The sequence below is a fragment of the Alkalihalobacillus sp. MEB130 genome, from assembly GCF_032335535.1.
Lineage (GTDB): Bacteria > Bacillota > Bacilli > Bacillales > Bacillaceae_D > Halalkalibacter.
Map to the genome: position 1 here is coordinate 207228 of NZ_JAOANA010000001.1, position 13463 is coordinate 220690.

Annotated in this window: 12 protein-coding genes; 4 read left to right on the forward strand and 8 right to left on the reverse strand. The window is 40.8% G+C overall.

Annotated features, from left to right (window positions below):
* Window positions 1-81: 81 nt before the first annotated feature.
* Window positions 82-720, forward strand: coding sequence for a YigZ family protein (locus tag N0O92_RS01070; RefSeq protein WP_315612748.1), 639 nt, complete (start codon window positions 82-84; stop codon window positions 718-720).
* Between the two features lie 55 nt (window positions 721-775).
* Window positions 776-1177 (forward strand): secondary thiamine-phosphate synthase enzyme YjbQ, encoded by a 402-nt coding sequence (locus tag N0O92_RS01075; RefSeq protein ID WP_315612749.1) that lies wholly within the window; start codon window positions 776-778, stop codon window positions 1175-1177.
* A gap of 114 nt (window positions 1178-1291) precedes the next feature.
* On the opposite strand, the gene pcp is transcribed toward N0O92_RS01075, so the two are convergent.
* From pcp to N0O92_RS01110, 7 genes are all read right to left on the reverse strand, one after another.
* A complete protein-coding gene (pcp, locus tag N0O92_RS01080; protein WP_315612750.1) occupies window positions 1292-1888 on the reverse strand; it encodes a pyroglutamyl-peptidase I in 597 nt (198 codons plus the stop codon).
* Window positions 1889-2052: 164 nt separating this feature from the next.
* Window positions 2053-2973 carry an oligopeptide ABC transporter permease gene (opp4C, locus tag N0O92_RS01085; RefSeq protein WP_315612751.1) on the reverse strand — a complete coding sequence of 307 codons (921 nt, stop codon included), beginning with the start codon at window positions 2971-2973 and terminating at the stop codon, window positions 2053-2055.
* Between the two features lie 15 nt (window positions 2974-2988).
* On the reverse strand, window positions 2989-3936 hold the full coding sequence (locus N0O92_RS01090) for an ABC transporter permease (RefSeq protein ID WP_315612752.1): 948 nt from the start codon (window positions 3934-3936) through the stop codon (window positions 2989-2991).
* Window positions 3937-4020: 84 nt separating this feature from the next.
* The gene (locus tag N0O92_RS01095) at window positions 4021-5670 is read right to left on the reverse strand and encodes a peptide-binding protein (RefSeq protein ID WP_315612753.1); all 1650 of its coding nucleotides are present in this window, start codon (window positions 5668-5670) and stop codon (window positions 4021-4023) included.
* A gap of 157 nt (window positions 5671-5827) precedes the next feature.
* A complete protein-coding gene (locus N0O92_RS01100) occupies window positions 5828-6862 on the reverse strand; it encodes an ABC transporter ATP-binding protein (protein WP_315612754.1) in 1035 nt (344 codons plus the stop codon).
* Window positions 6859-7851 (reverse strand): ABC transporter ATP-binding protein, encoded by a 993-nt coding sequence (locus N0O92_RS01105; RefSeq protein ID WP_315612755.1) that lies wholly within the window; start codon window positions 7849-7851, stop codon window positions 6859-6861. The genes N0O92_RS01100 and N0O92_RS01105 overlap by 4 nt, the downstream gene beginning before the upstream one ends.
* A 131-nt stretch (window positions 7852-7982) precedes the next feature.
* A complete protein-coding gene (locus N0O92_RS01110) occupies window positions 7983-8438 on the reverse strand; it encodes an Lrp/AsnC family transcriptional regulator (RefSeq protein WP_315612756.1) in 456 nt (151 codons plus the stop codon).
* 564 nt (window positions 8439-9002) lie between these two features.
* Between N0O92_RS01110 and N0O92_RS01115 the strand changes: the two genes are divergently transcribed.
* Window positions 9003-9968: an LCP family glycopolymer transferase gene (locus tag N0O92_RS01115; protein WP_315612757.1), complete on the forward strand. Its 966-nt coding sequence runs from the start codon at window positions 9003-9005 to the stop codon at window positions 9966-9968.
* Between the two features lie 143 nt (window positions 9969-10111).
* Here N0O92_RS01115 and N0O92_RS01120 read toward each other — a convergent pair whose 3' ends face one another.
* Window positions 10112-11176, reverse strand: coding sequence for a glycosyltransferase family 4 protein (locus tag N0O92_RS01120; protein ID WP_315612758.1), 1065 nt, complete (start codon window positions 11174-11176; stop codon window positions 10112-10114).
* Between the two features lie 358 nt (window positions 11177-11534).
* Here N0O92_RS01120 and N0O92_RS01125 point away from each other — a divergent pair, with 358 nt between their 5' ends.
* Window positions 11535-13421, forward strand: coding sequence for a SpoIID/LytB domain-containing protein (locus N0O92_RS01125; RefSeq protein ID WP_315612759.1), 1887 nt, complete (start codon window positions 11535-11537; stop codon window positions 13419-13421).
* Window positions 13422-13463 lie beyond the last annotated feature (42 nt).

Below are 13463 nucleotides of genomic sequence, written 5' to 3' on the forward strand. Positions count from 1 at the left end.
AACGTTCTTATCGTAACATAGCTTTATTACATATTCATTGCTCTTATTTGTAAAACTATGAAAAAAGAAGGGGAAATTTTTATGGCTCTAGCAACCTATCAAACCGTTCAAGGAACAGGTGAGCATGAAATGATCGTTCAAAAGTCACGCTTTATTGCTTATTTTGAACGAGTAGAAACTGAGGAGAAAGCTCAAGCTTTTATCGAAAAAATCAAGAAGCAGCACTATAATGCCAACCATAATTGCTCTGCTTATGTTATAGGTGAACGAGACGAAATTCAAAAAGCTAATGACGACGGCGAGCCAAGCGGAACAGCAGGGGTACCAATGCTAGAAGTGCTAAAAAAACGCGGCTTAAAAGATACCGTCGTTGTTGTGACGCGCTATTTTGGCGGGATAAAGCTTGGTGCAGGCGGGTTAATTCGAGCGTACGGCGGTGCAGTCAGTGAAGGGCTTAATGCCGTTGGTATTGTGCAGCGCTCGCTAGTACAAGTGATTCATACAGAAGTGGACTACCACTGGCTCGGAAAAGTAGAGCATGCCCTGCGCGAATCTCCTTATCAAATGAAGGGAATTGAATACTTAGAACAAGTAGACGTGCAGACATATGTTGAGGTTGATAAGATTGAGGCCTTCAAAGAGTGGATGACCAATATTACAAACGGCCAAGCCACCATCAAACAAGGCGAAGAAACGTATTTAGAGACTTTAGTGCAGTAAAGAGGGGTCTGACCCCTACCCTGCGGGGTACTACATCGGAAAGGAGCTTTTGCATTTGGAAACTACGTTACAGCTTAAGACGAATTCCCGGGATCAGATGATTGATATTACGCGTGACATTGAGAAGTGGATTGGTTCAATTGGGGTAAGAGACGGCATTGTGATTGTCTCTTCTCTTCATACGACGGCTGGCATTACCGTGAATGAGAATGCAGATCCTGATGTGAAAACGGATATGCTTAGACGGTTTGACGAGGTGTATCCTTGGGATCACGAGAAAGATCTTCATATGGAAGGCAATACAGCTGCTCATATGAAAACAAGTACAGTTGGGCATGCGCAGACGATTGTGATCTCTAGCGGAAGTCTCGTTCTCGGAACGTGGCAGGGCGTATATTTTTGTGAATTTGACGGACCACGGAATCGGAAGGTGTTTTTGAAGGTGATTGAAGGGTAAGAGTTATTTCAATATACATATCCACGTATGAAAGGTGCTCCTTTTAAAGAAGCACCTTTCTTTTTTTACTGTTATTTCTTTAAAAAAAGTCACTGACGTGGTGCCAGCCCCTTATTACACCGCAGACACAATTAATTCCACAGCTCTCTGTAACTCTGCATGTGACATACTCGGCAACTGCGCATTCGTAGTGGCGAGCTCATGGCTAGCAGGAATATGAATAAACCCAGCCGGGCAGCTTAGGTTGTGTTGTTCCAGATAATGAAGCATCTCATACATAATGTTGTTACAGAGATACGTTCCAGCTGTATTAGAGATTCGCGCAGGAATGCTTGCTTCATTTAATATGTTTACGATTTTTCGGATTGGGAGCGTTGAAAAGTAAGCCGCTGGTCCGTCCTCTTGAATAACGGCATCTTGGAGGGCTCGCCCTTCATTATCCTTATCGCCATCGCTGCAATTAATCGCCACACGCTCTGGCGTAATCCGATTCCGCCCAGCAGCCAAGCCAAGCATAATCACAGCATCAGGTTTCTCTTCCTCAAAATGTGCGATAAGCTGAGTAGCCGATTGAGAGAACGCGACCGGCAAAATTCTTCCTATAATTTGTTTGTTGTTGATCTGTTGACCATCTAATTCCTTTACGATCTCTTCTGTTGGATTGATATAATGACCGAGAAACGGTTCAAACCCTGTCAGTAGTACACGCATGTATCTGTTTCCTCCTCTGTTTTATTGCCCAATTATTTCCGGGGGTCAGACCCCCCTCTATCTCTTCACCGCAACACAGCGGGTCATGAAAGGAAAAGGCAGCGACTCCAAGCCGCTGCCCTCCCTCTCAATCTAGCATTTCAATTTCATTTTCAATTTTAATCCTATTTCTCCACCACTCGCGGATCTAACGCGTCACGTAGTCCATCTCCGATAAAGTTAAAGCACAAAACCGTAATTAAGATAAGCATGCCTGGGAAGGTCGGATACCACCAGGCGTTACGGAAAATCGTGATGCTTTGCGAGTCGGTTAACATATTGCCCCACGATGCTCGTGGTGGCTGTACGCCTAAGCCGAAGAAACTCAAAGCCGATTCAGCTAAGATAAACGACCCGACTGCAAGTGTTGCAGCAACGATAACCGGACCTAATGCATTTGGTAAGATTTGCGAGAAAATAATGCGTGTATTTGACATCCCTATTGTTCGCGATGCGAGAACAAATTCGCGTTTTTTCAATGATAAGAACTCGCCTCGTACAACACGGGCTGTTCCCGTCCAACTGAGCAAAGCAAACACGACAATCAAAATGTTCATGCTCGGCTCTAGAATAGCTACTAGTGTGATAAGCAAGAAGATGTTCGGGAATGCAAGGATAATATCAACTAGACGCATTAAAAATGCATCAACCAAACCTCCGAAATACCCTGCAACTGCTCCAATAACAGCACCAATTGATACGGCACCGACCATCGCAGCAAAACCAACATACAAGGAAACCTGTCCACCGTGTAACATACGACTAAATAAATCACGCCCTAAATGGTCCGTCCCAAGCCAGTGATCTGCACTTGGAGGCGCTAAACGGTTCCGTAAGTTTTGATAAGCGGGATCATGTGGCGCAATATATGGCGCTAAGATACAAGCAATCGTAATCATCACTAACACAATTAACCCAAACACAGCTAACTTATTTTGAAAAAACTTTGCAACAATGATGGATAAGAGGGATCGACGTTCGCCGAGAACTTGGTTGTCTTCAACCTCATGTCCAAACTTTTCTAGTTGTGGTTGTTGTGCACTCATGCTCTTCGTCCCTCCTTAATACTCAATTCGCGGATCTAAAATTGCATATAAAATATCTGCAATCAAGTTCCCGATAACCGTTAGTACTGCACCAAACATGGTGATGGCCATGATGACAGGATAATCACGCTGGAAGGTCGCATCAATAAACATTTTTCCAATTCCTGGCCAGTTGAAAACAGACTCAACAATAGCAGAGCCACCAATCATCGTAGGTAGCATTAAACCAAACATCGTAATAACTGGGATCAATCCATTACGCAATCCATGTTTATAAACAACACGACGCTCACGGAACCCTTTTGCACGAGCTGTACGAATGTAATCTTGATTAATTACCTCAAGCATACTGGAACGCGTATACCGCGTTAGACCAGCCATATCAGCTGTTGCTAAAACAAAAGCAGGTAAAATTAAATGATGAAGTCGATCAATAATACTGAAATCTGCTCCAATCGTGGCAACCCCACCGACTGGTGTCCAACCAAGTTGCACAGAAAATAACATAATTAACATAATACCGAGCCAAAAGTTAGGTGTGGCGAGCCCTAAGAAGGAACCCATCGTAACCCCGTAATCGGTCAAGGAATATTGCCTTGTTGCTGAGATAACCCCGAACGGTATCGCTATAATTGCTGCTATAAACAAGGAGGAAGCCATCAATAATAAAGTGTTCGGTAAACGATCTAAGATCATATCAGTAACCGGTATTTTTCGTGAATAAGATGTACCAAAGTCACCTTGGACTACATTGCCTAACCAACGAACATATTGAACCGGAATTGGATCATTTAACCCTAAACGCTCGATTTGTGCCTCACGTACTTCAGGCGAAATCTCTGGATCTAAGTTCATAATGGCTGGTTTCCCAGGTGCTGCGTACATAATCGCAAATGATAGAACGGAAATTCCAAATAAAATCGGGATCATCATAATGACCCGTTTAATGATGTAACTAATCATGATTACATTCCTCACAATCCCTCAAGATAATTTAGTAGAGTAGGAAGGGGAGGGATATACCCCTTCCCCCCACTACTTGAAGGCTTATTCCGTTACAAACCACTCGTTAACTTTGTACATGTTAACACGCGGGTGATGAGTGAAGCCTTCTACACGGTTGTTAAGTAAAATGTGTTGCTCTGGGTAGTAAAGGTACGTGTAAGGTTGCTCCTCAGCAAGAATCTCATAGATCTCACCGATAACAGCCGCACGCTCATCTTGATCAACGATTTGCTTGTTAGTAGCAGCTAACTCATCTACACGGTCATTACGATATGAGATGTTGTTTAAGCCATTTTCGATTTCACGAGAATGCCAGATTGCCGTTGGATCTGGATCAAGCGCAAGACCCCATGCAAGTACAACAGCGTCAAAGTCATAGTTAGGTGGGTTGATTTGATCTAAGAACGCACCCCACTCCATTTGACGAGGATTCGCTTCTACACCAATTTCAGCAAGCATTTGTTGAACGATAACACCAATGTCACGACGAATCACGTTACCATCATTAGAAAGAATTTCAAACGTGAAAGTCTCGCCATCTTTTTCTAAGATTCCATTTGCATTTGGCTCCCAGCCAGCTTCAGCTAATAGCTCAATAGCACCTTCTGGATCATAGTCAAATTCAGGAACACTATCAGGGTATGCCCAGCTAAGTGGAGATGCAGGAGCATGAGCCACTTCACCGTGTCCACCCATGATCTCATCAACGATTAATTGACGATCAATTGCCATTGTTAATGCTTGACGAACACGTACATCATCAAATGGAGCACGGTCGTTGTTCCAACCAATATAGTCATAACGTAAAGCTAAAACAGAAGAGATACGACCATGGTCATATGTTTCTGCTGTTGGAATTTCAGTAGCCGGAAGAATCATCCAGTCAATTTCACCAGTTTCAAATGCTAAAAGCTCAGCATTTGTATCAGCAAAAATACGGAATGTTACTTTGTCTAAGTTCGGACGACCAGCAAAGTAGTCATCAAAAGCAGCTAATTCAATGTATTGTCCATCTTGGTAGTCAACAAATGTGAACGGACCAGCACCAATTGGGTTGTTACGGTTGTATTCCATGTGCTCTTCAAGATCAGCTACAGGAACATCTTCAAGAATGTGTTTTGGAAGGATTCCATAAGTATGACGAGTGATAAAACTTGCATCTACTTCACTTAATGTAAATGTAACAGTGTATTCATCAACTACTTCAACACTTTCAAGCTCAGTGAAGTCACCAGCACGTGGTCCAGTGTACTCTTCATTTTTGAAGATATCGTAAGTGAACTTAACATCTTCAGCAGTTAACTCTTCTCCATCATGGAAAAGTACGCCTTCATTAAGCGTGAACGTATACTCTAACCCATCTTCGCTAATATCAGGAAGATCAGTTGCAAGCATTGGAATAACTTCTAAGTTTTCATCAGATTCTAAAAGACTTGCATGAATCAAATCAATGACATCTGCAGAAGCAGAATCTTGAGAGTATAATGGGTTAAATGTTACAGGCTCTCCAGACGTACCTAAAATCACACTGCCACCAGCAGCTGCTTCACCTTCTGTTGCATCTTCTGTTTCTTCCGTTGCATCATCAGCTGGTTCTTCAGCTGGAGCATCATCGTTGCCACCACAAGCAGCTAGAACAAGCATAAATGCAAGTGCCAAGCCAAGTAGCATTGCCAACTTCTTGTTTAACATCGTATTTCCCCCTTAAGCTTTTTCGTTTTTATTGGTTGAAAAAATGACCTACCTACCTTGCATGAGCCCCTTCACTCCGCTCAGCAACACCTCCTTTAAAGAATTAAAAAGAATCTTCTGAAAATCAATTGTATAAAAGGGGTCAGACCCCTTCTTACTATTTCGTTTCCATTGCCATGTCATTGTACAAATGACATGCAACAAACCGATCTTTTTTCACTTCTCTAAATTCAGGAATGTCGATTTTACAATGGTCCATCGCCTTCGGACAGCGCGTGTGGAACACACAACCGGTTGGCGGATTCGACGGGTTTGGAATATCCCCTTGTAAAATGATACGTTCGCGCTTTCTTTCAGACGGATGCGATTTTGGTACCGCCGATAAAAGAGCTTGAGAATACGGATGAAGCGGCTCATCATACAAGTCATGCTTGCTAGCAATCTCCATCATATTTCCAAGATACATAACCCCAATGCGATCGGAAATATGTTTTACAACCCCTAAATCATGAGCAATGAACAAATACGTTAAGCCAAACTCTTCTTGTAAGTCTTTCATCAAGTTTAGTACTTGTGATTGAACCGAAACATCCAGGGCTGATACTGGCTCATCTCCAATAATGAGCTTCGGATTTAACGCTAACGCTCGCGCAATCCCAATACGCTGACGCTGCCCACCCGAAAATTCATGCGGGTAACGGTTTGCATACGTCGGATTGAGGCCTACTCGCTCCATTAACTTTTCAATATACTCTTGGCGCTCTTTTCCTTTGTACAACCCATGAACACTTAATGGCTCTTTCAAAATCGCTCCCACCGTTTTTCGCGGGTTTAGCGATGAAAATGGATCTTGAAATACCATTTGAATGTCACGGCGAAACTTCAACAGTTCGCGTTCTTTGAGCTTCGAAATATCTTTTCCATCAAAAATGATTTCCCCGTCAGTTGGCTCATAAAGTCTCATAATCGTCCTACCTGCTGACGACTTTCCACAGCCTGACTCTCCTACTAAACCAAACGTTTCGCCTTTTTTAATAGAAAACGAGATTCCATCGACAGCCTTAACATTTCCGACTGTACGTTGGAAAAAGCCTTTTTTAATCGGAAAATATTTTTTTAATCCTTTTATTTCAAGCAACACATCATTTTCTACGTTCGTGTCGGTTGCTTTTTCAGTAAGCTGTACACTCATTGTTCGTTTCTCCCTTCCTCATGCAAGAAACATCTTACTTTACGCCCTGGCTCCACTTCGACCAACTCAGGCTGCTCCTTCGAACAACGATCAAATGCAAGAGGACAGCGCGTGACAAACCGACAACCTTTCGGAAAATTATCCGGTGTTGGAACGTTTCCAGCTATGGAAGTTAAGCGCTCCTGCTCAACATCCAATTTGGGGACCGATTCCATTAATCCAACGGTGTAAGGATGAAGCGGCTTATCAAATAACGGAACAATATCAGCCTCTTCAACGACTTGACCAGCATACATCACGACGACTCGATCGGCGAGCTCGGCTACAACGCCTAAATCGTGAGTAATCAAAATAATCGAAGAGTTGAACTTATCACTTAGTCCTCGCATTAAATCAAGAATTTGTGCTTGTACGGTCACGTCAAGAGCCGTCGTTGGTTCATCAGCAATTAACAACTTCGGGTCGTTGCTCATCGCCATCGCGATCATAACCCGTTGTCTCATTCCACCAGACAGACGGTGCGGATAGTCGGATAAAATTTCATCAATTCGTGAAAAACCGACTAACTCTAGCATTTCTTTCGCACGAGCATATGCTTGTTTTTTTGTGAGCTTCTTGTGGTAGATAAGCGTTTCCATTAACTGATCACCTATCGTCAAAACCGGGTTCAGTGACGTCATTGGTTCTTGGAAGATCATCCCGATATCATTCCCACGAACTTTAAACATACGATCTTGACCGTGTTTTAAGAGGTCGTCTCCGTTAAAGAGAATTTCTCCTCCAACTGTCTTTCCTCCAGGAGACGGGACAAGCTGCATGATCGAAAGCGTCGTCATACTTTTCCCAGAACCAGACTCTCCCACGATCGCTACCGTCTCTCCTTCATATACTTGAAAGGACACATCATCTACAACAGGAAGCTCTTTTCCTTTTTTATAAAAATAGGTCTTTAAATTTCTAACATCTAACAATGGCTGATTCGTCACCATCTTCACCTCATTCTTCTTAGAAGACTTCAATATCGTATCTAGTTGAAACTGCTTCAACAATGTAAAGATATTACCATTTACAAGCCCTTGCCTCATCTAGTTATCGTAATTGCAACAAGATTGCGAAAATTTTACTGCTCAACTATATAGGAAAAAGAATCTTTGTATTGTTTTAACTCAATGCTTACATCCGCTGAAATGATTCCTTCCATCTTTGTTAGTTCTTTGTTAACAAAATGAACAAGATCATCATTATTTTTAAAGTAAGCTTGTAAAATTAAATCATGGCGACCTGAGAAAGCCCCGACAAATCGCACCTCTTGGTATTGATTCAGTTGCTTTGCGATATCCTCTTGGTGACCAAGCTTTGTTGATATTCCGATAATCGCCTGAACGTTCAATCCAATTTTATTTGGGTCCATATGAATGATGAATTCGAAAACCCCGTCTTTTAGCATCCGATTGATCCTTGTTCGAATCGTACCTTCGCTCACACATAGGAGCTTAGCTATCTCTGTATAAGAACGCTTTCCATTCTCTTGCAACAACCCTAAAATCGACATATCCATTTCATCTAATCTTCCCATATGACCACTCTTTCAGTAACGAATTTTGCTAGAAACATAGGTTTTTATTACGTTTTTATGTTAATTTCACATATTTTTCTGCAAATTTCGTAAATTGGACTACCGTTATTATAAGTGAATATTCCGCCCATTGCAATATTGAATCTTTCTAAAATAATGATTTATCTGACAGATTATCTAACAACCAAAAATGAAGATACGGTTTTATATGCTCTTTCCACGAAAAATATCACAAAATGTTTCGAAATTAATAGCATATCACCAACTTTCCTACGAATATTGGCTCACAACAAAACCTACCGCTTTAGCGGTAAACGACCCATCATTTTACTAAAATAATTCATGCGCTTATACGCATATTTGGGGTCAGACCCCTCTCTAGCACTGCAAAGCAGTACAGAGGGGTCTGACCCCAGATTATTTCCACCATTCTTCTTATTTACTAATCTACTTTTTTTCGGTACTATGAGATAAGTGTAGAATATTGTCTTTTTTTAGAGGTATCTGTTTGGAATGTATAGATGAAGGAAGTAATACATTATTACTAAAAGTGAGGTATTGCGAATGACGCAGGTAAGAACGAGGCGCCGTAAACGCAGGAAGAAAAATATATTACGCATTGTCATGTTTGTTAGCCTCTTGTTTTTATTAGGCTTTGGCGGTGCGGTTAGTTATTTTGTGTATCAGTTATCTAATGTTACAGCAAATACACAATTAGAATTAGAACGTGGGGAGAAATCTGAACGACGAGAAGTAGCGGTGGATCCGGCTAAGGATAACATCTCTGTCTTAATACTCGGAGTAGATGATCGCGATGGGGATTTAAGAGGGCGAACGGACGCTATGTTGCTTGCTACGTTCAATAAAGACTTAGGAACGATTAATTTGTTAAACATCCCACGTGATTCTTATGTAGAAATACCAGGTCGGATTAATCCAGACAAAATTAATCATGCGCATTCTTTTGGCGGACTTGATTTAACGATTGAGACAGTCGAACATTTATTTGATATTCCAGTCGATTATTTTGTGAAATTAAACTTTGTCGCCTTTGTAGAGATTATTGATGCTTTAGGTGGCGTCGAAGTTGAAGTTCCATTTACTTTCACAGAGATGGATAGTCAAAACAACAAAGAAGCTATCACTTTATATGAAGGAACACAAACACTTAACGGTGAAGAAGCACTTGCCTTCACTCGTATGAGAAAGAAAGATCCACGTGGCGACCTTGGGCGCGGTGAGCGTCAACAAGAAGTCATTAAAGGGATTATTTCAAAAGGGGCTTCCCTTTCTTCCATTACTAGTTACGGTGATGTCATGCAAAGTGTTGAAGATCATATGACAACGAACTTGAGCTTCGGAAACCTGATTGCTCTTCATTCTTATGCAAGTGGTTTAAACGATATTCAATCATTATCACTAGCTGGAAGCGATGCACGAATTAACGGAGTTTATTATTATCAACTCCATGATGAGTCGGTTAATGAACTTTCAGACATATTTAAAACTCACCTAGAAATTACAAATTAAACGTTATCAAAAGCACGTACCTTTCATGGTACGTGCTTTTGATTTAGCTATTGCTAATGCTTCACGCCCACTAGGGGGTCAGACCCCCTGCATAAACATACAAAAAAGGTGCAACTCATTTTTCTGAGAGGCACCTTTTTTCATTATTTTTCGTATTTTAAACGTCGTTTGGCATTCACTCTTCTGAAGAATTTGATCATCGGACGGTAATCTTGACTGACGAGTCCAACACGCTCAACGATCAGTTGAATGGCGATAATGATAATACAGATAATAATCATCGAAATCCAAAGCGTTGACATCGTAAACATAACAGCAGCCAATCCGAAGAATGCCGTCATCGCATAAATAGCTAATACCGTTTGTTTATGAGTTAAACCTAATCTAAGCAAGCAATGATGCAAATGAGACTTGTCAGGTGCTGATAATGGTTGTTTATTCACTAAGCGACGTACAATGGCAAACAATGTATCTGAAATTGGAATGGCTAAAATGATGACAGGAACTAATAATGAGAACATCGTTACATTTTTAAATCCTAATAAAGAGATGACAGAGATCATGTATCCTAAAAACAATGCTCCTGTATCGCCCATAAAAATCTTTGCTGGATTAAAGTTATGAATGAGAAATCCTAGTGTACTACCTAATAAAATGATACCAAGGGAAGCAACAAAAAGATCTCCTTGCATAATAGCCAAAGACGAAATCGTAACTAGCACGATGGATGATACGCCAGCTGCCAGTCCATCCAACCCGTCAATTAAGTTAATGGCATTTGTTACTCCGATAATCCATAACAATGTCAGCGGGATGCTAAACCAACCTAGATGCCATTGTCCTTCAAATGGCAAGTTAATAAACTGTACTTGTACACCGCCGTAGATGACGACTCCAGCTGCCAACAGTTGGCCGAGTAACTTCCATTTGGCGGAAAGTTCAATCATATCATCAAGAAAACCGGTAACAATAATGATGAAACTTCCAATTAAGATCGGCAATGTAAATTCACTTGCTGGTTGTAAAAGAACAAAACCAATGAGAAATCCTATATATATGGCCAAACCACCTAAACGAGCCATAACCTTTTGATGAACTTTACGATGATTCGGTTTGTCTGTTGCACCAATTTTAATTGCCAATCGTTTGACAAGCGGTGTAATTAACACCGTAACGATAAAGCAAATTATTAAAGCAAGAGCAAGCATAATTACCCTCCTTATTTCTTACCTTCTCCAGTATCCACACTTTTATTTCATATTAGAGCAGATCAATTTTATCTATTTTATACCAAAAAGCAAAATCCCCATATTGGATTGTACCACAAAGAGTTGAATTCGAAATCAAAAACTTTGGATTTTTAACAGATTGACACAATTTCACACAATTAAAATGTGTAAATTTCCCTTTTTATACACTTTCCAAACGTTAACTCTATGAAACATGTATGATTTTGATATAATGAAGCTACAGATTTTGTAAAAGGAGGTCGAATGTTCGAGTGTAAGCTCGAATCGTAACACAATCTAGTAAAATAGGAAAACACCAAAAGTTAGGAGATTACAAATGCAAAGATTGAAATTTTTCATGATTCTTTTGTTAGTACCTATTGTCGCTCTCACATCAACTGGACATGCACTAGCTAGCGATGATCACATTTTACAAAACGTTGAAACATATCCCATTATTGACGGGGAAGAAATTGAGCGAATCGAATACGTGGAGCCTGATGAAACTGTCCAAGCTTCCAATAGCGGCAACAGCGGAGCAACTTTTACATTTACAGGTGACGGTTGGGGCCACCGTATTGGGATGAGTCAATATGGCGCTCGCGGCATGGCTCAAGACGGAAATAGCTACGAACAAATTTTAAAACATTATTACCAAGGAATTACAATTGGAACAAGAGCTGACCGTGATGTAAAAGTAAGGCTTACTCCTTCTGAAACATTCACGATTGAGCCAAACAACAGCAATTACAAATTATATAACGCTGATAATAATGAAGAAGTTTCATTTAACGGAACGATTGAATTTAGCCAAAATAGCAACAAAGTTACTGCAAAGTCAAATGGAGCTGAAGTAACTTCCAATAAAGGCTTTGAATTACGTGCTACCAATAACTCTGATAGTACTTTTGCAGCTGTCTCTCAAGTAACACAAAGCAATGTAACAGTAGATGCACAGTACCGTGGATCATTCATCATTGGTGTAGGTAACAACCGTCCAACTCTTGTGAATGAATTATCAATGGAAGACTACCTACGCGGAGTTGTTCCAAATGAAATGCCTGCTTCTTGGCACTTAGAAGCCGTTAAAGCACAAGCAATTGCTGCACGTACGTACGCGCATGTACAAGTAAATTCAAATAGCGGTACGTTAGTGGATACTGTTGCAAACCAAGTGTACAAAGGAAAAGCCACTCGTGCTCACTCAACAGCAAGCTGGCAATCATCTGAACATTCTCGTTCTGACGATGCGATCAAACAAACAGCTAGAAGAGTCGCTCTAGATAGTAGTGACAGACTGATTAATGCGGTATTCCATGCAAGTTCAGGTGGACATACTGAAAACAGTGAAAATGTTTGGACTAGCAGCGTTTCGTATTTAAAAGGCGTCAATGATTCAGCTGACGCAGCAACAAGTCCTTTTCACAATTGGAAAGTCATCGTTCCAAACGCAACCATTGCTCAAGCTGTATTTGGCACAAGAGACATTATGGTTGAAGACATTCAAGTAACAAAACGCACAAATGCACAGTCTGTTCAAGAACTAAAAGTAACAGGAAAACATAAAACAACTGGAAAATCTTCTACAGTTACCCTACCTTCAGGAAATGCTGATGGACTTCGTTCAGCACTTGGAGTGTCTTTACGCAGTATCAAGTTTGACGTAGAACGTAATGACATTTTTACAGATGTAACGAATACATTCTCTGGCTTCGACGAAATCATGTTCTTATATGACCGCGGTGTTATTACTGGATATCCAGATAACAGTTTTAAACCAAACCAAACTATTACGCGAGTGCAAACAGCAAGAATGCTTGACCGAGAATTAAATTTGACAGCACCACCGAGTAGTTACAACATAAAAGCTACTGACATACCAAAAGATAGTTCTTACTATGAGCTTTTCCGCAAAATGGAATACCACGGAATTATGACAGGGAATAATGGAAAGTTAAATCCTGGCGGTAACCTTTCACGAGCTCAGATGGCTGCTGTTTTAACGCGTGCGTTTAATTTAACAAAGCCAAATAGTGCAACGTTTAAATATGCAGATATTAATCGAAACACATACAACCAGTCTTTATTAAAAGAAATTGACACAATTGCTTATCATGGTATTACAACTGAGCATAGCAACCGTGCGTTCCGTCCGAACGAATCAACGAACCGCGTTCAATTCTCACGCTTTATGACTCGTGCGATTGATGAATCGTTTAGATAAGAGTAGTGTTTGTACGGGTGAAGTCATCCTATACGCACAAAA